The following is a 24,247-nucleotide window of genomic DNA, read 5'->3' as shown; positions in this document are numbered from 1 at the left end:
TTAACACCTCGTTTTCTTTCAATTTTCTTACTTATAAGTATAACATGCAAAAAAACATTCTACAAACATAAGTTCGAACAAAGCGACAATTCATGATACACTAATAGAAAAATCGAAGTAAGGAAGAGGGTTTCGAAATGAATGCAATCATTTATGCCCGTGTAAGCACAACGAAGGAAGCGCAGGAAACATCATTAGCACGCCAAAAAGATGAATTGTTGCATTTAGCTAAGCTGTATCAAATGAATGTTATAAAAGTTGTAGAAGAAAAAGCGAGTGGCTATAGCATTGAACGTGATGGGATATTAGAAGTGTTGGATATGATTCGTGATGAACAGGTCGATGTGCTTTTGATTCAAGATGAAACACGTCTCGGAAGAGGAAATGCAAAAATTGCTTTAATGCACTGTTTACACAAAGAAGAGGTAAAAGTGTATACACATACACATAATGGTGAATTACAGCTGTCTGATTCTGATTCTATGGTTCTAAATATTATTGGTATAGTAGAAGAATATCAGAGGAAAATTCATAACTTGAAGATAAAACGCGGGATGAAACGAGCTGTAGAAAAAGGATTTCGTCCAGAGAAAAATTTAAAAAACCGTCATTTAAGTACAGGGCGTGAAAAAAAAGAAGTACCAATTGAAGAGATTGTTCGTCTGCGTCGTAATGAATTAACATTTGAGGAAATTGCAGCAACGCTCCGTGGTTTTGGACATGATGTATCAAAAGCGACGGTACATCGTCGTTATGTGGAGTATACGAAGCAAATGCTTGATAAACAAGAGTAACTATTGTATGATAATAAACAGTTTTAAGTAGAAAGGGGATTCGAGATGCTAAGTCACGAACTCATTGAACGCATTAACTTCTTAGCGAAAAAAGCAAAAGCAGAAGGTTTAACTGAAGAAGAACAACGTGAGCGTCAATCGCTCCGTGAACAATATTTAAAAGGATTTCGTCAAAATATGTTAAACGAATTAAAAGGGATCAAAGTCGTTAACGAAGAAGGTAAAGACATTACACCGGCGAAATTAAAAGCGTTAAAAAAGCAAGGTAATGAAAAGCTAAATTAAAAGATGGGCATAGCCCATCTTTTTTTTGATTTTAGTAGAAATAGATAAGGATGTTAGTACTATATAAATCTATTTTGATTTTTCGACATATAGCCGCGGCTATGGATAACAAAAAGTGACCTGCACTCGTTTTCTCTCTTTGTTTTCACTGTGTCTGGGCAGGAAAAGGATCTGACCGCTTCTTTGCATGGCCGGATGCTCTCTCCCACCTAAAAAGAAGGGTTTTATGTCGGTTTTTTAATTTGTATTTATATACTCATCACTTCTTATTTGATAACATGCCAATTTTGGTTGGTTGTTGCTTCAATTGTACCTCGGTCTAATATATAATTCGCAATAAGCTCAGACATATCAATTGGTATATCTTTTATAATGGGCTTATTTTGATACATAGAATAATTTCCACCACCACTTGCACGATAATTGTTCATGACCACATCATACTCTTGATCAAATCGAATAGGAGACCCTTGATGTTGTAAAGAAATGACTCTTTGTCCAACTGGCTTTGAAATGTTTAATACATATGAAATTCCTTCCCACATATCGTAGTTATAATGCTGTGGTTTTGGTTCAATGAAAGAAGGATTTACAATGATATTTCCGTCCATATCTAGCGTGAAATATGTAGCAGATAGCTCAAGAGCCTCTTTTATATCTTTTCCTGTAACACGAATCACTTGTAATGTATTTGGATAAATATAATTCGAAACAATATTTCTCATTGTAATGCGATTCGGAAAGCCAGGTGCTTCATTATGAAACAGACTCGTACAAGAAATCTTTACACCAGCCGCGTGCATCTGCACATTATTTATGAATTCAATAAAGGCATGATCTTGTAAACGCGTTTGCATCGCATCTTGGATCAGCATATCACCAACAATCGTACCAATTGGCTGATCTAACCATTCTTGCGTTTTTTTCTCATATGTAGATGCGAGTGAAAGTACCGTTTCATCTGCTGGAACATCTTCTACAGATAACAAGTCAGAATGACAATCTTCAACAATCCACTTATTATTGTGTTTTGTAAAGGAGACATGTACTTTTCCTAAAACTTGCCCATTGCAGCCTGCCTGTAAGACTGTCACACCGTTTACTTTTGTATGAGCGACATAACGATGTTGATGTCCTGTTAACAATATATTGATTCCTTCTATTTCTTGGCACATTACGTATCCTTGATTTTCTCCAGTTAAAACTTCCGTCGGCTCTCCTGTTTGTAAATCACGTTCAAATCCACCATGGTATGCCACAATCAGTAAATGTGGTTGTTCCTTTTTACGAATGTAAGCTACCCATTTTTTTGTTGATTCTAGAGCGTCTTCAAATGTTAAGTTTTCAATATGATGTGGCTGTTCCCAGTTGGGGATGTAATGAGTTGTTACGCCCAATATTGCAACCTTTATATCAGGATGTATGTGTTTGATGAGATAGGGCTTTCCAAAGTAAGGCTCCATTGTTTGGTTATCTAAAATATTAGCGGCTAGGTAAGGCATATTTGCGTTCATAACAGCTTTGTTTAATATGTCCATTCCATAGTTAAATTCATGATTTCCAATAATCGCTCCATCATAACCAATATGATTGGCTATGATGGACATTGGATTTTTTTCTTCCTGCATATATTTGGCGTAGTAATAGGTGAGTGGAGTTCCTTGTATGAAATCACCATTATCAATTACGAGTACATGTTCATTTTGGGCACGTTCCTGTGTGATGCGTGTAGAAATTTTTGCGATTCCTCGTTCTGTTTTCTCGTTATTCCGATATTGAATAGGAAAAATAGTGCCGTGTACATCACTTGTTAGCAAAATGTCTATATTTACAATGTTTTCGAGAGTCAATGTTATCAGCCTTCTTTTACTGTCATCTTATTCATACAGCATAACAGATAATTACGCCTGAAGAATATATAGAATGTTTAAAAAGTGTAAAATTTCTGTAAATTAAAGCGGAACTGGAAAAATATATGATATATTTCTACATGTTTACAGCTTGTCATTTTATAATTCAAAAATTGGAGGCTTTGACATGTTTAAGAAAGTTTTAGCAATGGGTACGTCAGTAGCATTAGCGGTAGGTCTATTAAGCGGGTGTGGAACAAAGGAAACAAGTGGAAGTGAAGATACGAAAAAAGGGTATGTTCCCAAAACATTAAATGTTCAATTTGTCCCTTCGCAAAATGCAGATACGCTTGAAGCAAAAGCAAAACCGTTAGAAAAATTATTAAGCGATAAGCTTGATATCCCTGTCAAAGTAAGTGTTTCAACAAATTACAACACAATTGTAGAAGCAATGGCATCTAAGCAAGTAGATGTGGGCTTTTTACCTCCAACTGCATATGTGTTAGCACATGAAAAAAAAGCAGCAAATGTGATACTTCAAGCACAGCGTTTTGGAGTAGATGATGCAACAGGACAACCGACAAAGGATCTAGTAGATTTTTATAAATCTGAGTTCGTCGTAAAGAAAGATTCTAACATTAATAGTATTAAGGATTTAAAAGGTAAAAAAATTGGTTATCAAGATGTGACATCTTCTGCTGGATATGTATGGCCTGCAGCTGTTCTGATGAAAGAGGGTATTGATCCATTAAAAGATGTGAAACCTGTTACATTAAAAGGGCATGACCAATCTATTATTGCTCTTCTCAATGGTGATGTGGATGCGGCAGTTGTATTCCAGGATGCTCGTAACATTGTAAAAAAAGACTATCCAAACGTATTTGATCAAACAAAAATTGTGAAATTTACAGAGAAAATTCCAAACGATACGATTACTGTACGTTCTGATATGGATGCTGATTGGGTGAAAAAACTACAAGATGCATTTATTGAAATTGGAAAGAACGAAGAAGGGCATAAAATTATTAAAGAAGTGTATTCACATGAAGGATATATCAAATCTGATGATAGCAAATTTGATATTGTTCGCGAGTACGGAAAGAAAGTAAAAACGCAGTAATATATATGATGTTTTGAAATTATAACTGAAGATGGCCAACTAGCTGAAACGATTTTCGGTTTCCGCTAGTTAGCCTTTTTTTTCACTTTATGCTTATACAACTTTAGGAAAGTAGGTAAGATTTGTGATAGAGTTTCGTAATGTTTCTAAAGTATATTCCAATGGTACAAAAGGGTTAAATGGTATTAATGTAACGATACATAAAGGGGAATTTGTTGTTACGGTAGGATTATCAGGAGCGGGGAAATCAACGTTACTCCGGTCTATTAATCGTCTTCATGAAATTACAGATGGGGAAATTATCATTGATAGTCAGTCCATTACAGCGGCAAAAGGAAAAGAATTACGTCGTATGCGCCGGGATATTGGTATGATTTTTCAAAGTTTTAATCTTGTGAAGCGCTCTACTGTGTTGAAAAATGTGCTAGCCGGGCGTGTTGGATACCATTCTACATTGCGCACAACACTTGGACTCTTTCCAAAAGAAGATGTGGAGTTAGCATTTCGCGCATTAGATCGTGTAAACATTTTAGAAAAAGCATATTCACGCGCTGATGAATTGTCGGGTGGACAACAGCAGCGTGTTTCCATTGCTAGAGCGCTAGCGCAAGAGGCAAAAATTATTTTAGCTGACGAACCAGTTGCTTCTTTAGACCCGCTCACTACGAAACAGGTTATGGATGACTTAAAGCAAATCAATCAAGAATTCGGGATTACAACAATTGTAAACTTACATTCTATCGATTTAGCAAGAGAATATGCAACCCGTATCATTGGGCTACATGCAGGAGAAATTGTCTTTGATGGGCCAGTAGAAGAAGCGACAGATGAAAAGTTCGCTGAGATTTATGGCCGCCCTGTTCACAAGGACGAATTTTTAGGGGGGGCGGCAAAATGAGCGAAGTAACTCTGAACAAAAAAACAATGCCACCGCCTCCAAAGAAATTGAAACATATGTTAACAATCATCCTTATGATTTTGTTGTTTTGGGGGAGTAGTGTACAAGTAGATGCGTCTTTTTCAAAGTTGTTAACAGGTCTTCCGAATATACTGGACTTGCTGAAAGAAATGGTACCACCAGACTGGAGTTATTTTGGGGCAATTACGAATGCAATTTTGGATACCATTCGAATGGCGATTATCGGAACGACTTTAGGATCGATTCTCGCTATTCCACTCGCCTTACTATCAGCAAGTAACGTGTTTCCCTCTACTTTTTTATATGGACCAACCCGGTTTATATTAAATTTAATTCGTACGATACCGGATTTATTATTGGCAGCAATTTTTGTTGCAATCTTTGGGATTGGGCCGCTTCCTGGCATTTTGGCTCTTACTTTTTTCTCAGTTGGAATTGTCGCAAAATTACTTTACGAATCGATTGAAGCTGTCGATCAAGGTCCGCTAGAAGCGATGACAGCAGTGGGGGCAAATAAAGTGCAGTGGATTACTTATGCAGTTATTCCGCAAGTAACAGCACATTTTGTTTCTTACGTATTGTATACATTTGAAGTAAATGTGCGTGCCGCAGCTGTTTTGGGTTTAGTCGGAGCTGGAGGAATCGGTTTATATTACGATCGAACACTTGGGTTTTTACAATATCAGCAAACTGCTTCCATTATTATTTATACACTTATTGTGGTATTAATGATTGACTATATGAGTACGGTACTACGGGAGAAATTATTATGAATGGGGCGACAAAACCAATTCCAAAGCCAAAGAAACCAAGTTTATATCGCTGGATTATCATTGGTGCACTAGCGGTAATATATATATGGGCGTTTTCAGGTGTTCCAATTGATGGTATTAAGGAAACGGCTAGTCAAATTACAAAGGCCATTATAACAGGAATATTTAATCCGGATTGGAGCTATGTATCTTTACCAGATGGTGAGGACTTACTGCACGGACTTGTTGATACATTAGCGATTGCTGTTTTAGGAACATTTATATCTGCTTTTCTGTGTGTGCCGTTTGCGTTTTGGGCTGCAACAAATATGAGTACAGGAAAAGTGACTTCTGGCACAGGGAAATTTGTATTAAGCTTTATCCGCACGTTCCCTGAATTAGTCATGGCACTTCTATTTATAAAAGCAGTGGGCCCTGGCTCTTTTGCCGGGGTTTTAGCTTTAGGGCTACACTCAATTGGTATGCTTGGGAAATTATATTCTGAAGGGATTGAGAATATAGATAAGGGACCTACCGAGGCGCTAGTTGCTACTGGAGCAAATCGCTTTCAAGTGCTTTGGTATGCGGTATTGCCGCAAGTATTACCGGATTTCTTATCTTACACGCTCTATCGCTTTGAAATTAACGTTCGTTCAGCGGCTATTTTAGGTGTGATCGGAGCGGGTGGAATTGGAACACCGTTAATTTTTGCCTTAAGTTCTCGTAACTGGTCACGTGTAGGAATTATTTTGCTTGGGATAATAATAATGGTTATCATCATTGACTTTATCTCTAGTTCTATTCGAAAACGGATTGTATAGTTCATCTTGTTCATTTGGGAGACCTTCCTCTATTTTAGGTATATACATTGCCTAAAAAGGAGGAAGGTTTTTCTTTCATAAATCTTTATCCCGCTATTCGTGAGCAGCAATACCCTCATCTCAAAGTTATGCTAAACGTAAAGAAGCTAGGAGGGGGATAAACTGTCCGTAAAGGCTCAATTGGTCAGGGTTAATAATCCGTAGGTAATGAAGAAAACCCCACTGATTAAAGTTTCACTTATTATTTTTATCTTTTCTTATTGACTCTAACGTTACGTTATACTTTATTGTATGTACTGAGGGAGGAAAAGACGATGAAAATGAGAGTGAAAGAAGTAGCAGATTTAGTTGGTATTAGTGTGCGCACACTGCATCATTATGATGAAATCGGGTTATTAGTCCCAGGGGAGACGACCGAATCTGGTTATCGTCTTTATTCCAATGAGAATCTTGAGATGTTGCAACAAATCTTGTTTTTTAAAGAACTTGGCTTCCCTTTAAAGAAAATTAAAGAAATTATCAATAACCCTTCATTTAATCGTGAGGAAGCGCTCATGTTACACCGTAAAATGTTGATGGAGAAGCGTTCTAGACTGGATAAAGTGATTGCGACGATTGATAAGACAATTCAACATACAAAAGGAGAAATTCAAATGACGAACAAAGAAAAATTTGAAGGCTTTGACTTTAGCCATAACCCATATGAACAAGAAGCACGTGAGCGTTGGGGGAATAAAGCAGTCGACAAGGCGAATAAAAAAGCAGCGAATATGCCGAAAGAGGCACAAGAAGAATTTAATGCAATTTATAGGAAGCTTGCAACTCTTCGTAATGGTTCACCTGAATCAGAAGAATCTCAAGAAGCAATTCAAGAATGGTATGACTATTTACAAAACTTTGGGGAGTATTCACTGGATGCATTCAAAGGATTAGGTCAAATGTATGTCGATGATGAACGTTTTACGAAAAATATCGATCGATTTGGTGAAGGGTTAGCAAAATTTATGTGTGATGCGATGGCGATTTATGCGGATCGTAATAAAAAGTAGGATTGTTTATAACTGAAAAGACGAGCTTCTCTATCTATATAGAAGTTCGTCTTTTTTCGTTCCATTAGAAGGAATTGTAGTGTTATTTATATAACGAAGGTTTCAGGAAATGCTAATGGACGATGAGGTGATAGGATGTTTCATTTTTGTAAAAGTTTGTTCTTATTTGGCGCTATAAGCACTTGGCATCTAGCGAATGTACCACAGATACAAGAACAAGCTCCAGAGATTATAAAGACATATACAAACATACCTGAAATAGATAATTGGGTTACTGTTCCAAAAGACACCAAAGAAATTATTATATATGTGAAAGCAAAACATACAGAAACTATGTTGTTCTGGCTTATTCCAACAGGTACAGCTACGTGGAAAGAAAGGAAATTACTCGGATACGATACTGATGGAACAGATGGATGGTCTCTGAAGTGGCATGTGAGCGGGAGGATACTACATGATCATATCCATGTACAAGCACTTGGTTCTACATCAATAAGTAATGATTCAATTAATGTCCATTCGCAATTTAAATGAAGAGCGCCCTAGAAAAGTATTCTTTTCATTTATATATTCGTGGTTATAATCGCTAGTCAAAAGGTCGTGTTCTAAATCATAAACAAAGAAATGAAAATATTTTCAGTCTATTATATGATGGCAAGAGAGAGGGGAGGATACTATACTATGGCTTTGCAACATGAATTTGTATTTGTTTCAAATGAAAAAGGAGAGTTAAGTTCTGAAGATTTTTCTTGGAATAACAGGGAGTTTTGTTATAAAGATGGTACGGCTGTTGAAGAATGCGTCATATTAAACGATGAAATTGTTCTGTATGTATCAGATTTTTTGCATTGGATCCCAACTTATAATCCTTCTAGAAGAGAAAAGGGATTTGGAATTCATTATTATGGCATTACAAAAATTGAGAAAGAAGGAGCAAAAATAGCGGTGGATCTATTTCGTTCGTTAATTAGTCTGTTTTCATTAGCACCTGAAAAAATAGAACTCACGGGATCATTTCAATGGACCAGTGATTGTAATACGGATGGAGAGTATGAAAAGATTTTTTTAAAACGGGATATTCTTTGTGCGGAATTAGAGTCTTTAGTTAAACTATGCTATAAAGTGAAAGAGGGGGAAGGATATCTTTTGCATTTCGGAGTTTAATGATCAAAACAAAATGAACAGATAATTCCTTTTGTTTGAAAAATATAGATATTGAAAAAGTATAACATATTGAATGCCCATACATTACGGAATTCACTAAGTTTTTTATAAAAAATTGAAAAAACATCAACATATTTGTCGATACATGTTGTATAATCTTGCAAGGAAAGATATCATATAGATGTGTAAAACGTTTACTATTATAAGTGAAGGGAAGAATAGCATGTCACATTCAATCGAACAACTTTCTATCAACACGATTCGCACATTATCCATTGATGCGATTGAAAAAGCAAACTCTGGTCACCCAGGAATGCCAATGGGTGCAGCACCAATGGCGTATACACTATGGACGCAATTTATGAAACATAACCCAAATAACCCAACGTGGTTTAACCGTGATCGTTTCGTATTATCTGCAGGTCATGGTTCAATGTTATTATACAGCCTTCTTCATCTGTCTGGTTACGACGTAACAATGGATGATTTAAAGAGTTTCCGCCAATGGGGAAGTAAAACACCAGGTCACCCTGAGTATGGTCATACTGCAGGCATAGACGCAACAACTGGTCCACTTGGACAAGGTATTTCAACTGCTGTTGGTATGGCGATGGCTGAAAGACATTTAGCAGCGAAATACAACCGTGATGCATACAACGTTGTCGATCATTATACATACGCAATTTGCGGTGATGGCGACTTAATGGAAGGTGTTTCTTCTGAAGCTTCTTCATTAGCTGCACACTTAGGTTTAGGCCGACTTGTTGTGTTATATGATTCTAACGACATTTCATTAGATGGCGATTTAAATCGTTCATTCTCTGAAAGTGTAGAAGATCGTTATAAAGCATACGGCTGGCAAGTAATCCGTGTTGAGGATGGAAATGATGTAGAAGCAGTTGCAAAAGCAATTGAAGAAGCAAAAGCTGACGAAACACGTCCAACGCTAATTGAAGTAAGAACAACAATTGGTTTCGGTTCTCCAAACAAATCAGGAAAATCTGCTTCACATGGTTCTCCACTTGGTGTAGACGAAACAAAATTAACAAAAGAATCATATACTTGGACATTTGAACAAGACTTCCATGTACCAGAAGAAGTGTACGAGGATTTCCGCAAATCGGTACAAGATGCTGGTGAAACAGCACAAGCTGAGTGGAACACAATGTTCGGTGAATATGCACAAGCACATCCAGAATTAGCAAACGAACTGCAAACAGCAATGAAAGGTCATCTTCCAGAAGGTTGGGATCAAAACTTACCAACTTATGAATTAGGATCAAAAACAGCAACTCGTTCTTCTTCAGGTGCTGTAATCAATGCAATTGCAGAAGCTGTACCATCATTCTTTGGTGGATCTGCAGACCTTGCTGGTTCTAACAAAACATACATGAATAATGAAAAAGACTTCACAAGAGCAGACTACAGCGGTAAAAACATTTGGTACGGTGTACGTGAGTTCGCAATGGGTGCAGCAATGAACGGTATCGCACTTCATGGCGGATTAAAAACTTATGGTGGTACGTTCTTCGTATTCTCTGATTACTTACGTCCAGCAATTCGTCTTGCGGCGTTAATGCAATTACCAGTAACATATGTGTTCACACATGACAGTATTGCAGTTGGAGAAGATGGACCAACGCATGAACCGGTTGAGCAACTAGCAGCTCTTCGCGCAATGCCAAACGTATCTGTTATTCGTCCTGCTGACGGTAACGAATCTGTTGCAGCTTGGAAGTTAGCATTAGAATCTACAAATACACCAACTGCATTAATCTTAACTCGTCAAGATCTTCCAACATTAGAAGGTGCAAAAGACGATACGTATGAAAAAGTAGCAAAAGGTGCATATGTAATTTCTGCAAGCAAGAAAGAAACTGCTGATGCAATCTTACTTGCAACTGGTTCTGAAGTAAGCTTAGCAATTGAAGCACAAAAAGCATTAGCACAAGAGGGCGTTGACGCAGCTGTTGTCAGCATGCCATCTATGGATCGCTTTGAAGCACAATCTGCTGAGTATAAAGAATCTGTATTACCAAAAACAGTAACAAAACGTTTTGCGATTGAAATGGGAGCTTCTTTCGGCTGGCATCGTTATGTTGGCTTAGATGGAGACGTATTAGCTATCGATACATTCGGTGCTTCTGCTCCTGGTGAAAAGATTATTGAAGAATACGGATTCACTGTAGAAAACGTTGTTCGCAAAGTAAAAGAAATGCTTTAATGATTTTTGAAAAATCTCTCCGGCATGGAGGGATTTTTCTATGTAAATAAGTCTATTCGACAGAAAAAGTTTTTTCTCTCTCCACAGTCAGACAATCATTGCATAATTCCTTCTATATAATGAAGAGAAAAAGGTTGTCCAGATCGGGAGGGAAAGAATGAAAACGTATGAACTGTATTTAATTCAGGAAGATATTGCGAAGAAGTATTTTGGTCGTGAATTTTTATTGTTTGATCTGTTTGCTCGCTTTTCGGCATCTCGATCCCTTTCGGAAAAGAAAGTATTATACAAGCAGATGAAGTATATTACCATACCACTGCAGGTGATGAAAATTCATCATAAATTAGAACAAACTTTGCATGGTTGTGGGAAATATGAAAGAACACATCATACGCACATGTTTCATAATGGCGATGAATATGGAGAAGTAACGGTAAAATCACAATATATTCGTATGAATACGTCAGGAAATGTAGCAATGGAAACGACTTTCTTTGAGGTGTTAAGGAAATGCGAATTGACATTTTTAGCAATGGATTATGATAGTAAACAGTATGGTTGGTTAAATCCTCTGAAACAAGCACGAACATATGTGTAAAAAATGTCGAATACAATCTTGTCTTATTTAAAAGGTTTTAGTACACTGTAAGGTAGACAACATGAAGGAGGAAAATATATGTCGATTTGGGTAGTTGTGCTAGTGGGCGTATTAGCACTAGTAGCAGGCGTGGCGTTAGGATTTTTCATCGCCCGTAAATATATGATGAATTATTTACAAAAAAATCCACCTATTAATGAACAAATGTTAAAAATGATGATGATGCAGATGGGGCAAAAACCATCCCAAAAGAAAATCAATCAAATGATGAGCGCAATGAACAAACAACAAACAAAATAAGCGCTGTAGGGCACTCTCACCGAGTGCCCTTTCGTTTTGTTAAAAATAAGTGTTTAAAACTTTTAAAAATTCTGTATTTTTGGTAAACTGAAAACATCGCTCATTTTGAGATAGGGGGGATATCATGAAAGTCTTTTTAGACCTAGCGTGGTTTTTTAAACAAGAAAAACGAGCGTACATAATGGGGATTATTTTGTTGTTTGGCGTGGCGTTGCTTGAGCTTGTTGCACCAAAAGTAATTGGGATTGTCGTAGATGAAATTAGCAATCAAACGTTAACATCTGAAAAGTTGTTACAGTGGGTTGTTATTTTAGTTGTTGCCGGGGTTACGATGTATATATTACGCTACATATGGCGCATTATGATTTTTGGATCTTCCTTAAAGTTAGCAAGACAATTACGAAAAAAGTTATATGAACATTTTACAAACATGAGCCCGTCTTTTTATCAATCACATCGTACAGGGGATTTAATGGCACATGCAACGAATGATATTCAGGCGATTCAACAAACAGCCGGTGCGGGTGTATTGACGCTTGTCGATTCATTAGCAGTAGGTGGATGTGTGTTAGTTGCGATGGGCTTTACAATTAGTTGGAAGTTAACATTACTAAGTCTAATCCCAATGCCGATTGTAGCCATTTCAACGAACTATTATGGTACTTTATTACACAGACGTTTTCATAAAGCACAGCAAGCATTTTCCGAAATTAATGATAAAGTGCAAGAAAGTATGAGTGGAATGAAAGTCATTCGTTCACTTGGTCAAGAAAAAGAAGATTTACAGGCGTTTCGTAGGAAGTCAGAAGATGTTGTACATAAAAATATGCTAGTGGCTCGCATTGATTCATTATTTGATCCAACAATTGCTCTTATTGTAGGTTTTTCATTTTTAATAGCTGTTTGTTATGGCTCATTATTAGTTGTTCGCAGTGAACTGACAATCGGTGAACTTATTACATTTACAACCTATTTAGGGACGCTTGTTTGGCCGATGCTTGCATTCGGTTGGCTCTTTAATATTATGGAGCGTGGGCGTGCCTCTTATGATCGCGTTCAGAAGATACTATCACAAACTTCAGATGTCCAGAATAAAGAGGAAGCGGTACAAACGGCGGCAAGCGGTAATATTACGTTTGCGATTCATTCGTTTTCTTATAAGAAAAATGACGTCTTGAATTTAGAAGATATTCATTTTTCTTTGAAAAAAGGTGAGACGTTAGGCGTTGTTGGGCGTACTGGTGCAGGAAAGACAACGTTATTGAAATGTTTAATTCGGGAATATGATCATTTCAATGGAACTCTGCAAATTGGAGATAAGGATATTCGTGATATGACGCTTCACGGCGTTCGATCTGCTATTTCATACGTTCCGCAAGATCATTTTTTATTTTCCGCAAGTATTGGTGAAAATATTGCATTTGGAAAAGCGGATGCCGTATATAAAGAAATTGCACATGCGGCTGATATTGCTTGTATTCACGACGATATCGTTCAGTTCCCAGAAGGATATGATACGGTAGTAGGGGAGCGAGGCGTTTCTTTATCAGGCGGACAAAAGCAACGTATTTCAATTGCTCGTGCTTTATTAACGAATGCCGAAATTTTAATATTAGATGATTGCTTATCCGCAGTTGATGCAAAGACGGAAGAAACAATTTTAACAGCGCTCAAACGTGAACGTGAACAGAAAACGACGATTATTACAGCACATCGATTAAGTGCAATTCAACATGCAAACCTCATCCTTGTTATTGATGAAGGGAAAATCGTGCAGCGTGGTACACATGAACAACTAATGGAGCAAGAAGGTTGGTATAAAGACATGTATGAAAGCCAACAGTTAGAAGCGTTAGTTGAGCAAGGAGGCATATAATGGCTGAGAAAAAACGAAGCGACTTATGGCGATTGCTCTCTTATATGAAACCATATAAAGGGTTGTTGTCACTGGCGTTTTTATTCCTAGTTGGTGCAACTGTTACAGAAATGATGGGACCGTTTTTAATTAAGCAGTTTCTTGACGAACATTTAGTGCCACGCAGCTTTGAGCAATCTGCACTCATAACGCTCTTTGTGGTATATATGGTTGCTCATTTGTTAAAAGTATTGTTTACGTATTTGAATTTATTATATTTCCAAAACATTGCATTTAAAATTGTGCAAGATATGCGGGTCGAAGTGTATGAGCATGTACAACGATTATCGCTCAGCTTCTTTGATCGTACGCCAATTGGTACCCTTGTATCTCGTGTGACAAACGATACAGAAGCAATTAAAGATTTCTATGTCAGTGTTTTATCAACATTTGTTAAAAATGTCGTTTTTTTAATCGGGATTTTAGTGGCAATGTTCTTACTCGATGTCAAACTTACATTATATTCTCTCGTATTAATTCCAATTATGCTTACAATTATGACAGTGTATCGCCGGAAAAGTTCGGTTTTTTATTTAGAACTCCGTAATCAATTAAGTGTTTTAAATGCAAAACTTAATGAATCCATTCAAGGAATGAACATTGTGCAAGTGTTCCGCCAAGAAAAACGGATGCGGAAAGAATTTGAAGAAGTGAATAATAAACATTACGGTGCAGGGCGACGGACATTAAAACTAGATGCATTATTTTTACGCCCAGCAACAGATCTTGTTCATATTATGGCTATCGTATTAGTGCTCACATTATTTGGAGTTGATGCATTAAATAGCCCAGTTGAAGTCGGGGTATTATATGCCTTTGTTAACTATATCCATCGTTTTTTTCAACCTGTCAATGAGATGATGATGAAACTATCTTTCTTCCAACAAGCACTTGTTTCTTCATCACGTGTCTTTCATTTAATGGATGAAAAAGATTTAGCACCTGCTCAAAAAGGAAATGCAAAACCGGAAGTGCTTGACGGAGAAATTCAATTTAAAGATGTTACATTTTCATACGATGGAAAACGTGATATTTTGAAAAATGTATCTTTCCATGTAAAACCAGGGCAAACGGTTGCTTTTGTTGGTCATACTGGAAGTGGAAAAAGTACCATTATGAACTTACTGATGCGTTTTTATGATATTAAATCAGGAAGTATTCTCATAGACGGTGTAAACTTAGAAAAATTCGAAGAGAAGGAAATTCGAAAGCGAATTGGACTCGTTTTGCAAGATGCTTTCTTATTTGCAGGGAATGTCAATCAAAACATTCGTATGTATGATGAAAGTATTACAAATGAAGAAATAAAAGAAGCTGCAAAATTTGTGCAAGCAAATGCGTTTATTGAAAGGTTACCAGAGCAGTATGATACAGAAGTGGTAGAAAGAGGAGCAGCGTTCTCAAGTGGACAACGTCAGCTGATCGCTTTTGCTAGAACGATTGCAACAAATCCGAAAGTACTCGTATTAGACGAAGCAACAGCAAATATTGACACAGAAACGGAAGAAGCAATTCAAACAGCGTTGCAGCGTATGCGAAAAGGAAGAACAACAATTGCTATCGCACACCGTTTATCTACGATTCAAGATTCTGATCAAATCTTTGTCATGCATGATGGGGAAATTGTGGAGAGAGGTACGCATCAAGAATTGTTGGGACAGCAAGGATTGTATTACAATATGTATTTACTACAAAATAAAGGAAGCCTTCAAAAAGCCTTGTAATATTAAGGTTTTGAAGGCCTTTTTTTATTCTTTTGAAAATGATCACATTCATTTGAAGGTCTTTTTTCAGATTATGCAACAGTGTACAAACTCTTTGTTTTCGAATTTATTACAAAGGTTTAACTCTTTTTCAATTAGGTTTAATCCATCTAATTTGTAATATTTTATGTCTTATAGAAAAAGTTTAACCATGTTTCTATGTATGGTGTCCTAGTACTTCGGATGGCTAAATATTTTTCATAGTAAGTACATTTCCTTGTAAAGTGAAATTTAATATTATGATGAAATGATCTTGTGAGAAATCTAGGAAAACTAAGGTGTATTGAGAAACATCCTTAATTTTTATTGATGAAAGGAATTGAGATCTATAGGGAGAATATCGTCTATTAAGAATAAAAAGGTGCTGCAAAAATCTACTATTCATAATGCAGCTGAATATCTAATTTAGCAATTTTAAGAGGATAATTGCTATTATATTCAGATGAAATAACGAGATACGTCTAAACTCTGCATCACCTTTCAGGAAAGGGAGGGTTTATTGTGTATACGTTTAAAAGATGTGTGATGTTGATTGCTGCATCCATTTTACTTTTTACTACTTTTGGTATTTCAAACGTTGAGGCGAATACTGCACCTGCGTATGGGAAAATGTTTCCACCAGCAGAAACTTTCACTCCAGGAGATTGGTTTTTAGGAGAAACACCTTTAAATTATGATGAAAATAGGCCTCCTATTGTTTTTGTTCAAGGGAGAAATGGAAGTGCGGATAGTTGGTATGGAGAAACAGTCTATCACAGTATGAATGATATGTATGATTATGCTTATCGTGCGGGATATCAAGCTGTTTTTGTTCAACTATACGATGCAGCAGGGAAGGGATCTGCTAGTCAGTGGGATAACGGTAAATTATTGGCTGCTAAGCTAGAGGAAATTTATAACCACTTTGGCAAGAAAGTTAATATTGTGGCACACAGTAAAGGGGGGATTGACACTCAAGCGGCACTTATTCAATATGGTGCGAATCGTTTTGTAGGAAAAGCCATTACACTTGCTTCCCCGCATTATGGATCAAATCTGGCAGATTTATCATACAGCTGGTGGGCTGGATGGCTCGCTTCATTGTTAGGACAAAGGGATAATGGAACATACTCTCTACAAACAGGAGAAATGGCACAATTTCGTTCCATAATAGATAACAACCCGAATGCTAAATTGAATCGCTATTATACGGTAGCAGGTACAAGTTGGGGACCAGCTTTCTCTGCCTTATCGTTGGGAGGGTTATATCTTTCTGCATATGGTTCCAATGATGGATTGGTTAATGAGTGGAGTGCAAAATTACCATATGGAACACATTTATTTACTGATTCTAGGTTTGATCATGATAATATCCGGAAAGGATCAGCCGTGTTTTCTCGAATTGAACCTTATTTGCGTACTTCTGTTGTTACATCAGTTCCATTTACTTCAAACAATAGTTCTCAAGAAACAACTGATGGTAAAAATATAACTTCTAATCAAACCGTGTTGGGTGGAGAACTAATACAAAATAACTGGGTTGATCAAACTTTTGCGGTAGATACAAAAACAGAAGGAGTTATATCAGTCTTAACCGCATCTTCAGAAGTACAAATACAACTTATATCCCCATCTGGAAAAGTATATACGAATAAAGATAGTAAAGAAACTGTAGGAAACGAGGATTCTTATTTTAAGGGAGCTTCGATTCGGATATTCAAAATAGATCAAATGGAAATAGGACAATGGCATGTTAAAATACTGACGACTGGTCAAAAAGATGCGTATATGATTATTACCGATTATAAACAAGATGCTCCTTTTACTTTGAAAATGCCAGGGAAAATCAAGGCGGAAAAGGCAGAGTTTCAATTGAAACAATCTACTAAACCGTCAATAAATCAAGATAACCTGTCTGTCACTGTACGAGTTGTTGATCGGGAAGGGAAATTAGTATCACAATCGAGTCAATTACGAAAGTTAGATGCAATTACATTCACGGGCTTTTTGAATAACATCACACAATCAGGTGTGTATAATGTGACTATTGATATAAAAGGGTCTAATACAGAAGGTAAAGCCTATACTCGTACAATTGTACGTTCTGTCTATATTGAAAAATAAAAAGTATCTACATGAGTATGTTGATGTAGAGCTTATTCCATAATTGGATTGTTGATCATATTTTTGAACGTATTCTTTTCAAAAGATCTGGAGATACGTAAAAATAACGATTAAAAGATGTTTAACAAACAGTTACAAATGCAGTGAAACTTTGATCAGTGGGGGTCTTACTGCTGTTAATGCGGGATAAAGGTTTGTGAAAAATATACCATATTAAAATATATAATTGCTTCACAAAAAATCTTAAAAAGGCCTTGCGAAAACAAGGTCTTTGAAGGCTTTTTTGTGAAGAAAGGTTTCAATATCATATGAAATGAAAATATGTATAAATTTTGAAGAGAGTTTTCTTGTTGCATAGTATAATAGAGTAAGTGTATTTTTATAAAACATAAAAATAGGATTTTTGAATGAGTTCTGCTATTTAGAGAGAAAGTCATTTGGGCTTTGAAAAACCTTAAGGCGCTGAAAGAACTTACGTTGCAATAAAGGAGAAGAGAAGATGGAATATGTACTAATATGTGTGAGTCTAGCTTTATTAGCGGTAGTTTTTGTGCTATTTTACAAAAATAAGCAGTTAGAGTCAGATAATCAACAAGTAGAATTTGAAAAGAAGCAATCGATAGAAAGTTATCAAGGTGAAATTGCCGCAACTGTATCGAATTATGAACAACAACAAGAAACCTTAAAAACCATAGAGAGAAAAAAATATCACGAACTTAAGATCAGTACGAAGCGAGAGGTTGAACAGATAAAAGAACTGAAGAATCAGCTCGTAGTGCAGCACAATAAAGAAAAAAATGAAATTCAAAAAAAACATAACAACGATATACATATGTTACAAAGTTTGATTACGGAGCTAAGATCATACTCTATAAATAGTGAAGAATTGAACACGCATGAAATGTTGCATTATATGAAAAGAGGGTTTGTTCAGCAAGGCATCATATCTGAAAATGAATTTCATATTTTACCAAATGTCTTTGTACCAAATGCAGATAATCGAAATGGTGCTCAGAGCGGAAATAGTCAAATTGACCATGTGGTACTATTTACTACAGGAATCTACGTGATTGAGACGAAGGATTGGAATGGGCGAATGATTCACGGGTTGACGAAAGAAAATGCAGGGCTGTATACATTTATGATTGATGAAATTGGTAAGTACCAACACGAGCAGGTAAAAGAAGAAACATTTGTTTTTGTAAAAGAATCGTCTTCAAATGATGGAACAACAATTATGAGAGTAGAAAACAAAGGGAATCCTGCATATAAAGTGAAAAATATAGCAATTGCTTTATATAATTATTTCAAAGAGGGTTCAAAAAAAGAGTTAAAGGATGTAGTTAAGCCAATTGTATATTTTGCAAATGAGGCTGAGGAAAATACGAATGAAGTAATCGATCTTTCAAATGAATCGTTACCTAGGTTTAGTAAGAGAGAACAACTTGTTTCATATTTTAGAAATGAACGTTTGAAGGGGACGGCGTTATACACAGCTGCAGAATTACAAGAGATAAAAGAAGTCATTGAACGGATGAATTATGTGAATGCTTAAAAGGGATGAGACGAAGACCGAAATTCAACAATAGAAAATAAAAAATAAGAAGGAGGATATAATCATTTTGTCGCATTATATATAGATGAAATATATAATGCGACAAAAGGGAGAATATACATATGGAAGATTTACAAACATTAGGTTCATTCTTTTTAGGATTAGGTACCGTATTTGCAGGATTTGGTGTTCTGCTTGCGGGAATTGGCGTGTATACGAAATTTTCACGTGAATCGAAATGATTAAAGCATCCGGAGAGGATGCTTTTTTTATTTTTCAATATATTACAGAAAGGAATCGCATATTCTGTATGGAATAAGGAGTGTGGTGTGGGAATGTAAATGGAGGTGTTGTTGATGGGAGAAATATTGTGTAATACATACTTCAACCTAATTGGTGTTATCCCGTTATTCGCGGGTAGTAATACCCCAACCTCAAAGTTCAGCAAAAAGCAAAGAAGCTAGGTAGGGGATAAATTGCCTGTAAAAACCCGATTGGTGAAGGTTAATGATCAGTGTGGGATGAAGAAAGCCTCTACTAATCAAAGTTTCACTTTATCTTGTCTTGGTATTATTTTCCTTAACGACGAGCGTGTAAAGGTGTTAAGAAACAAGAATGAAAAGGAGGTAAGACGGTGAAACAAATACCGACTGAAACCCTGAGTAAGGAGCTAATGGAACGAGAAGGTGTTATATCGATTACGGTGAAAGAATTCGAAAAAATTGAAGTTGCCGGAGTGGTTGTGTCTGGTCCGGCGATTATCTTAATTAATCAAGATTAAATGAATAGATAGATTTTGTTGAAAAATACTTTCGTTTTTTATAGATGTAAAGAAATTAAGTGAGAAAGCATCCACACAGGATGCTTTTTTATTTGCTTACCAACCGATAGGTATTAGATAATAGACCTAATGGAGGGAAGTATAGTGGCAATTATTGTAACAATGTTTATGATGGGAGTTTTATTAGGGTTTGTCGGAGCTGGAGGAGCAGGGTTTATTATTGCTGTACTTACTTTAGTCTTTCATGTACCTATTCACACCGCACTTGCAACATCATTGGCAGCAATGGCATTTACGACGCTATCGGGGGTAATTAGCCATTATAGGGAAGGAAATGTTGCTGTAAAGGTTGGTTATGTTGTTGGTGGATTTGGGGCAATTGGATCATATGTTGGATCGAAAATTGGAGCGGTTATTCCTGCGCATCTTCTTCATTGGTTTACAGCTGGTATGTTATTTTTATCAGCAATATTTATGTTGATCCGATTGTTTTTACTTAAAAAGCAAAATAAGTTACCTGCAGGCTTAACAGATCAGTTATCATCTCATGTACTAGGGAAAGGAATGCTATTAGGAGTTGTGACTGGTTTATTAGCAGGGGCATTTGGAATTGGATCTGCTCCGTTCATTCAACTCGGGTTGATGGTGTTGCTAGGGTTATCGATTCGTCAGTCGGTAGGGACAACGATGCTCGTCATTCTGCCAATTGCAATTGGTGGAGGGGTTGGATATAGCTCAGAAGGATATTTAGATTATATGTTATTGGCACAGGTCTTAATCGGAACAATGTTTGGAGCATATGTAGGTGCGAAGTTTACGAATTTTGCACCACAAATCATTTTGAAATTTGCGATGATCATGACTCCGCTTTTAGCAGGATGTATGCTATTAATAGAGTAATATATTTTGCGTATGGATTATGTAAGTAATTCATATTTCTCATATAAAAGGAGTTGCTATAATATAATGAGTGTAACGTTCGAATGTTCGACGTACTACTAGTAATATATCCCTATCCCTTTTCTAAAAATGCGAACAAGTCTTGCCCTATTCTATTCAATATATAATTGTATAGAAATATTGTTCGATACCCATTATGGTACGTACATAATGGGAAAATCCCGATCTCTAAGAGGATGCCCCTAATCTTCATGTGAAAATATGATCGGATAAAGAAAGCTGACCAATCATTGGTCAGCTTTCTTTTTGGTGTAAAAGTAGTTCCTCGGTAATTTCTGTTTGTAATAGTAAAGCTTTCCCAAAGCGACGTTGACACTCTTCTGTTACTTTTTGAATTGCGAATGCATGGGAGCTAGCAGAAACAATAACAGTTGCTTGTCGGGATTTTCGATTTTCCTCACAAAAGACACACTCCACGACATATTTAGAAATCATCTTCTCATCCTTCCGTCCGAGTTTCCATGAATAAGCCGTCTTTGAAGTTGATATAATGATTCGATATATTTCAAGTTTTCACCTCTTTTTTTGAGGAGAAGAATAAGAAAAAAAGAATGCTATGCATGGATGAGGAGAAAAAGATGGGAAAATGGATTGATACCGCTGAGATATGTACAAATGAAAAGAATGACATTCTTTCGTACAGCAACGTTCATTATTTCTGGTTCATAATGCTTTTACTTGAATTCTTCTGTTTGTTCATACTGATATTCCTAATAAAGTCATATCTTCTTAGTATGGGGAACAACCTCTTCACCATAAACGAACCTAATTAATATCTACGGTCATCAAATTAAAACATTAAATCACGAAAAATCTTTGTATATCATATACACATGGGGTTTACATAACATGTCATTAGCAGTAGCAAACAAAAAGACGCATTCCTTGTAGCATAAAGGATGCGTCTTTTTCTGCTTAAATCTATCCTGCTCTTTTGCTCTCATAAGATTGTATATAAATCCATTTTGATTCTTCGACATATAGCCGCGGCTATGGCTAACAAAAGGTGACCTGCACTTGTTTTCTCTCTTTGTTTTCACTGGGCATGGGGCAGGAAAAGGATCTGACCGCTTCTATGCATAGCCGGATGCTCTCTCCCACCTAAAAAGAAGGGTTTTATGTCGGTTTTTTAATTTGTATTTATATAATTACTTTATCCGCCCTTTTAATAAAAGGAAAGAATACTTGCCTTTTATTAATGTAACCAAGATAAAATAAGTGGTACAATGACTAAGCTTGCTCCGGCAGTTAATAGCATAGATAAACTTGCAATAGTACCTTCAACTGGACCGATTTCAAATGCTTTTGATGTACCGGTACCATTTGCACTTGTGCCGAGCATAATTCCTTTCGCAATGGATGTTTTAATGCGGCATAGGCGAATAAGAGAAGGGCCTAGGAGTGCGCCTGTTAATGCGGTTAATACGACAAAGACAGCTGTTAATTGTGACATACCACCAATCATTTCTGAGATTGCCATTGCAATTGGTGTTGTAACGATGTGTGGTGCTAGGCTATGTTCTAGTGACGAATCAATTTGAAAGGCATCTGCTAGAAGAGCCGAAGTGATAACGGATAAAAAAGAACCAACAATGACGTTAATTAAAATGGCACTTGCGTGTTTTTTTAATAGATTAAAATATTTATATATTGGCCAAGCAAAGGCTACTGTTGCTGGTTTTAATAGTTCAGTTAACCATTGGCCACCAGATTCATATGTTTCATATGATGTATCTAATCCAAGTAAAAGTGCGATTAAAATAATCGGGCAGACGAGAAGAGGCGAAAGAATACTCCAATTCCAACTTTGATATAGTTTTTTTGAAATCCAGTATGTGAATAGTGTTAATAGTAAACATAAAAGCCCGATCATTGTGTTGATCCTTTCCGCTTTAAAAGCAGTTCAGTTAAGAGTCCAGTTACAAGTGTTACACAAAGTGTACTAATCATGATAATTATTATGATATCGATACCATATTGTGTTAATGTGTCTTTGTAACGGATTACAGCGACGGCAGAAGGAATAAAAAATAAAATAAGTTCTTTTAGTAAAAAATCTGCTCCGTCTTGAATCCATTCTTTTTTCACTAGGTTAAATTTTAATGAAATTAATAATAAAAAAATACCGATAATACTTCCTGGAATTGGAAGATGTGCCTGTTTAGCAATCCATTCACCTGTCCATGCGAAACAAAATAATAGGAAAATTTGTCCGCTTAATTTAAAAAACTTCATACAGTAACACCCCTTTTCATTTTTTACATAAAAAATGTAAAAAAAATTAACAATTTCTACTATACGTTTTTTAAAAACATTTGTCTAATATATAAATTGTATGTTATTAATTTATTATACATATTAATGGAAAAGGGTGTCCAAAATGGAATTACGGCATTTGCAATATTTTGTTGTTGTGGCAGAGGAGTTACATTTTGGGCGAGCAGCTGCTCGCCTGCAAATGACACAGCCGCCGCTTAGTCAACAAATTCAGCAGTTAGAGAAAGAGATGGGCGTTACGTTATTTTCAAGAACGAAGCGAAGAGTTGAGCTGACAGAAGCAGGTGGAATGTTTTTAAAAGAAGTGAAAATAGCATTTGAGCAAATTGAAAAAGCTGTTGAAGTTGCGCAGAGCGCACAAAGGGGGGAAGTTGGTTCACTTTCGATTGGATTTGTAGGAGCGGCAATATATGATATTTTGCCATCTATTGTTCGAGAATATCGAAAAAAATTTCCGAGGGTATCAGTTGTATTGCATGAATTATCGACACCAGAACAAGTCGATGCACTGCATGATAACCGTATTGATGTTGGATTTTTGCGTCCGCCGATCATGAGCCAATTAATAGAATTAGAGCCAATTCAAAAACTTTCATGCACACTATGTTTGCCTAAAGCGCATCCGCTTGCGGAAAAACAAGAGATTCATATTGAAGATTTGCAGGACGAACCATTTGTTTCTATAACAAGGAACGTCTGGCCTGCACTATATGATACGATTTTATCACTATGTCGAGAGGTTGGATTCAGTCCGCGTATTGTACAAGAGGCAACGGAATATCAAACAGTTATGGGGTTTGTAGCAGCAGGCATCGGGATAACAGTCATTCCAGTATCAGCGAATAAATTATATCAAACGGAAGTTGTATATAAGGAAATATATGATACGAATTTTGTAGCTGAAATGGCAGTTGCATATCGAAAAACGAATAGTAATCCTGAACTATTGGAGTTTTTAAAAATCGCAAGAGAGAATAAGCGAATAGAAGTTGAAAATGACAAGTAAAATGACAAAAC

23 protein-coding genes are annotated in these 24,247 nt (G+C 36.4%); 19 read left to right on the top strand and 4 right to left on the bottom strand.

The window, feature by feature from the left end:
- The first annotated feature begins 137 nt into the window (after positions 1-137).
- Both QUF99_RS19120 and QUF99_RS19115 read left to right on the top strand, forming a co-directional pair.
- Positions 138-794, top strand: coding sequence for a YneB family resolvase-like protein (locus QUF99_RS19120; RefSeq protein WP_289372029.1), 657 nt, complete (start codon positions 138-140; stop codon positions 792-794).
- 45 nt (positions 795-839) lie between these two features.
- Positions 840-1,079, top strand: coding sequence for a DUF896 domain-containing protein (locus tag QUF99_RS19115; RefSeq protein WP_286121291.1), 240 nt, complete (start codon positions 840-842; stop codon positions 1,077-1,079).
- Positions 1,080-1,345: 266 nt separating this feature from the next.
- Here QUF99_RS19115 and QUF99_RS19110 read toward each other — a convergent pair whose 3' ends face one another.
- On the bottom strand, positions 1,346-2,929 hold the full coding sequence (locus QUF99_RS19110) for a bifunctional metallophosphatase/5'-nucleotidase (RefSeq protein WP_289372027.1): 1,584 nt from the start codon (positions 2,927-2,929) through the stop codon (positions 1,346-1,348).
- A 187-nt stretch (positions 2,930-3,116) separates the two neighbouring features.
- On the opposite strand from QUF99_RS19110, the gene QUF99_RS19105 reads away from it, so the two are divergent.
- The 16 genes from QUF99_RS19105 to QUF99_RS19030 all read left to right on the top strand — a co-directional run bounded on the left by QUF99_RS19105 (position 3,117) and on the right by QUF99_RS19030 (position 20,893).
- Positions 3,117-4,049: a phosphate/phosphite/phosphonate ABC transporter substrate-binding protein gene (locus QUF99_RS19105; protein WP_289372025.1), complete on the top strand. Its 933-nt coding sequence runs from the start codon at positions 3,117-3,119 to the stop codon at positions 4,047-4,049.
- 124 nt (positions 4,050-4,173) lie between these two features.
- Complete coding sequence (phnC, locus tag QUF99_RS19100) at positions 4,174-4,947, top strand: phosphonate ABC transporter ATP-binding protein (protein WP_289372023.1); 774 nt, start codon at positions 4,174-4,176, stop codon at positions 4,945-4,947.
- Positions 4,944-5,741: a phosphonate ABC transporter, permease protein PhnE gene (gene phnE, locus QUF99_RS19095; protein ID WP_289372021.1), complete on the top strand. Its 798-nt coding sequence runs from the start codon at positions 4,944-4,946 to the stop codon at positions 5,739-5,741. The genes phnC and phnE (QUF99_RS19095) overlap by 4 nt, the downstream gene beginning before the upstream one ends.
- Positions 5,738-6,541 carry a phosphonate ABC transporter, permease protein PhnE gene (gene phnE, locus QUF99_RS19090; RefSeq protein WP_289372019.1) on the top strand — a complete coding sequence of 268 codons (804 nt, stop codon included), beginning with the start codon at positions 5,738-5,740 and terminating at the stop codon, positions 6,539-6,541. The genes phnE (QUF99_RS19095) and phnE (QUF99_RS19090) overlap by 4 nt, the downstream gene beginning before the upstream one ends.
- Before the next feature lie 314 nt (positions 6,542-6,855).
- Positions 6,856-7,590, top strand: coding sequence for a MerR family transcriptional regulator (locus QUF99_RS19085; protein WP_289372017.1), 735 nt, complete (start codon positions 6,856-6,858; stop codon positions 7,588-7,590).
- A gap of 135 nt (positions 7,591-7,725) precedes the next feature.
- Positions 7,726-8,124, top strand: coding sequence for a hypothetical protein (locus tag QUF99_RS19080; RefSeq protein ID WP_286121282.1), 399 nt, complete (start codon positions 7,726-7,728; stop codon positions 8,122-8,124).
- A gap of 147 nt (positions 8,125-8,271) precedes the next feature.
- The gene (locus QUF99_RS19075) at positions 8,272-8,754 is read left to right on the top strand and encodes a coproporphyrinogen III oxidase (RefSeq protein WP_289372015.1); all 483 of its coding nucleotides are present in this window, start codon (positions 8,272-8,274) and stop codon (positions 8,752-8,754) included.
- A gap of 223 nt (positions 8,755-8,977) precedes the next feature.
- Entirely contained in the window at positions 8,978-10,978 is a 2,001-nt protein-coding gene (gene tkt, locus QUF99_RS19070) for a transketolase (protein ID WP_289372013.1), read from the top strand.
- Between the two features lie 157 nt (positions 10,979-11,135).
- Entirely contained in the window at positions 11,136-11,576 is a 441-nt protein-coding gene (gene sirA / locus QUF99_RS19065) for a sporulation inhibitor of replication protein SirA (protein WP_289372011.1), read from the top strand.
- Between the two features lie 78 nt (positions 11,577-11,654).
- Positions 11,655-11,876, top strand: coding sequence for a YneF family protein (locus tag QUF99_RS19060; protein WP_098217765.1), 222 nt, complete (start codon positions 11,655-11,657; stop codon positions 11,874-11,876).
- A gap of 124 nt (positions 11,877-12,000) precedes the next feature.
- Positions 12,001-13,752 (top strand): ABC transporter transmembrane domain-containing protein, encoded by a 1,752-nt coding sequence (locus tag QUF99_RS19055; RefSeq protein WP_289372007.1) that lies wholly within the window; start codon positions 12,001-12,003, stop codon positions 13,750-13,752.
- On the top strand, positions 13,752-15,515 hold the full coding sequence (locus QUF99_RS19050; protein ID WP_289372005.1) for an ABC transporter ATP-binding protein: 1,764 nt from the start codon (positions 13,752-13,754) through the stop codon (positions 15,513-15,515). The genes QUF99_RS19055 and QUF99_RS19050 overlap by 1 nt, the downstream gene beginning before the upstream one ends.
- A gap of 564 nt (positions 15,516-16,079) precedes the next feature.
- Positions 16,080-17,657: a lipase family alpha/beta hydrolase gene (locus QUF99_RS19045; RefSeq protein WP_289374708.1), complete on the top strand. Its 1,578-nt coding sequence runs from the start codon at positions 16,080-16,082 to the stop codon at positions 17,655-17,657.
- Between the two features lie 499 nt (positions 17,658-18,156).
- A complete protein-coding gene (locus tag QUF99_RS19040; RefSeq protein WP_289372004.1) occupies positions 18,157-19,212 on the top strand; it encodes a nuclease-related domain-containing protein in 1,056 nt (351 codons plus the stop codon).
- Between the two features lie 634 nt (positions 19,213-19,846).
- On the top strand, positions 19,847-19,993 hold the full coding sequence (locus QUF99_RS19035) for a BC1881 family protein (RefSeq protein WP_286121273.1): 147 nt from the start codon (positions 19,847-19,849) through the stop codon (positions 19,991-19,993).
- Between the two features lie 129 nt (positions 19,994-20,122).
- Positions 20,123-20,893, top strand: a complete 771-nt coding sequence (locus QUF99_RS19030) for a sulfite exporter TauE/SafE family protein (RefSeq protein ID WP_483298608.1) — start codon at positions 20,123-20,125, stop codon at positions 20,891-20,893.
- A 294-nt stretch (positions 20,894-21,187) separates the two neighbouring features.
- On the opposite strand, the gene QUF99_RS19025 is transcribed toward QUF99_RS19030, so the two are convergent.
- The 3 genes from QUF99_RS19025 to QUF99_RS19015 form a co-directional block, all read right to left on the bottom strand.
- Entirely contained in the window at positions 21,188-21,388 is a 201-nt protein-coding gene (locus tag QUF99_RS19025) for a DUF3903 domain-containing protein (RefSeq protein ID WP_289371999.1), read from the bottom strand.
- 760 nt (positions 21,389-22,148) lie between these two features.
- A complete protein-coding gene (locus QUF99_RS19020) occupies positions 22,149-22,826 on the bottom strand; it encodes an LrgB family protein (protein WP_289371997.1) in 678 nt (225 codons plus the stop codon).
- Entirely contained in the window at positions 22,823-23,188 is a 366-nt protein-coding gene (locus QUF99_RS19015; protein WP_289371995.1) for a CidA/LrgA family holin-like protein, read from the bottom strand. The genes QUF99_RS19020 and QUF99_RS19015 overlap by 4 nt, the downstream gene beginning before the upstream one ends.
- A gap of 145 nt (positions 23,189-23,333) precedes the next feature.
- On the opposite strand from QUF99_RS19015, the gene alsR reads away from it, so the two are divergent.
- Positions 23,334-24,236, top strand: a complete 903-nt coding sequence (gene alsR, locus QUF99_RS19010) for an acetoin biosynthesis transcriptional regulator AlsR (RefSeq protein WP_289371993.1) — start codon at positions 23,334-23,336, stop codon at positions 24,234-24,236.
- Positions 24,237-24,247 lie beyond the last annotated feature (11 nt).

This window comes from Bacillus sp. DX4.1 (assembly GCF_030348195.1).
In the GTDB taxonomy this organism is placed as follows: Bacteria; Bacillota; Bacilli; order Bacillales; family Bacillaceae_G; genus Bacillus_A.
Note: the sequence above shows the minus strand (reverse complement) of the source record. Positions and strands in the feature narration are given on the sequence as shown.

What these genes read in the sequence shown, in the direction of transcription:
- QUF99_RS19120 (WP_289372029.1), top strand. Translation starts at nt 138, where the DNA reads ATGAATGCAATCATTTATGCCCGTGTAAGCACAACGAAGGAAGCGCAG.
- QUF99_RS19115 (WP_286121291.1), top strand. Translation starts at nt 840, where the DNA reads ATGCTAAGTCACGAACTCATTGAACGCATTAACTTCTTAGCGAAAAAA.
- QUF99_RS19105 (WP_289372025.1), top strand. Translation starts at nt 3,117, where the DNA reads ATGTTTAAGAAAGTTTTAGCAATGGGTACGTCAGTAGCATTAGCGGTA.
- phnE (WP_289372021.1), top strand. Translation starts at nt 4,944, where the DNA reads ATGAGCGAAGTAACTCTGAACAAAAAAACAATGCCACCGCCTCCAAAG.
- phnE (WP_289372019.1), top strand. Translation starts at nt 5,738, where the DNA reads ATGAATGGGGCGACAAAACCAATTCCAAAGCCAAAGAAACCAAGTTTA.
- QUF99_RS19085 (WP_289372017.1), top strand. Translation starts at nt 6,856, where the DNA reads ATGAAAATGAGAGTGAAAGAAGTAGCAGATTTAGTTGGTATTAGTGTG.
- QUF99_RS19080 (WP_286121282.1), top strand. Translation starts at nt 7,726, where the DNA reads ATGTTTCATTTTTGTAAAAGTTTGTTCTTATTTGGCGCTATAAGCACT.
- QUF99_RS19075 (WP_289372015.1), top strand. Translation starts at nt 8,272, where the DNA reads ATGGCTTTGCAACATGAATTTGTATTTGTTTCAAATGAAAAAGGAGAG.
- tkt (WP_289372013.1), top strand. Translation starts at nt 8,978, where the DNA reads ATGTCACATTCAATCGAACAACTTTCTATCAACACGATTCGCACATTA.
- sirA (WP_289372011.1), top strand. Translation starts at nt 11,136, where the DNA reads ATGAAAACGTATGAACTGTATTTAATTCAGGAAGATATTGCGAAGAAG.
- QUF99_RS19060 (WP_098217765.1), top strand. Translation starts at nt 11,655, where the DNA reads ATGTCGATTTGGGTAGTTGTGCTAGTGGGCGTATTAGCACTAGTAGCA.
- QUF99_RS19055 (WP_289372007.1), top strand. Translation starts at nt 12,001, where the DNA reads ATGAAAGTCTTTTTAGACCTAGCGTGGTTTTTTAAACAAGAAAAACGA.
- QUF99_RS19050 (WP_289372005.1), top strand. Translation starts at nt 13,752, where the DNA reads ATGGCTGAGAAAAAACGAAGCGACTTATGGCGATTGCTCTCTTATATG.
- QUF99_RS19045 (WP_289374708.1), top strand. Translation starts at nt 16,080, where the DNA reads ATGTTGATTGCTGCATCCATTTTACTTTTTACTACTTTTGGTATTTCA.
- QUF99_RS19040 (WP_289372004.1), top strand. Translation starts at nt 18,157, where the DNA reads ATGGAATATGTACTAATATGTGTGAGTCTAGCTTTATTAGCGGTAGTT.
- QUF99_RS19030 (WP_483298608.1), top strand. Translation starts at nt 20,123, where the DNA reads ATGGAGGGAAGTATAGTGGCAATTATTGTAACAATGTTTATGATGGGA.
- QUF99_RS19025 (WP_289371999.1), bottom strand. Translation starts at nt 21,388, where the DNA reads ATGATTTCTAAATATGTCGTGGAGTGTGTCTTTTGTGAGGAAAATCGA.
- QUF99_RS19020 (WP_289371997.1), bottom strand. Translation starts at nt 22,826, where the DNA reads ATGATCGGGCTTTTATGTTTACTATTAACACTATTCACATACTGGATT.
- QUF99_RS19015 (WP_289371995.1), bottom strand. Translation starts at nt 23,188, where the DNA reads ATGAAGTTTTTTAAATTAAGCGGACAAATTTTCCTATTATTTTGTTTC.
- alsR (WP_289371993.1), top strand. Translation starts at nt 23,334, where the DNA reads ATGGAATTACGGCATTTGCAATATTTTGTTGTTGTGGCAGAGGAGTTA.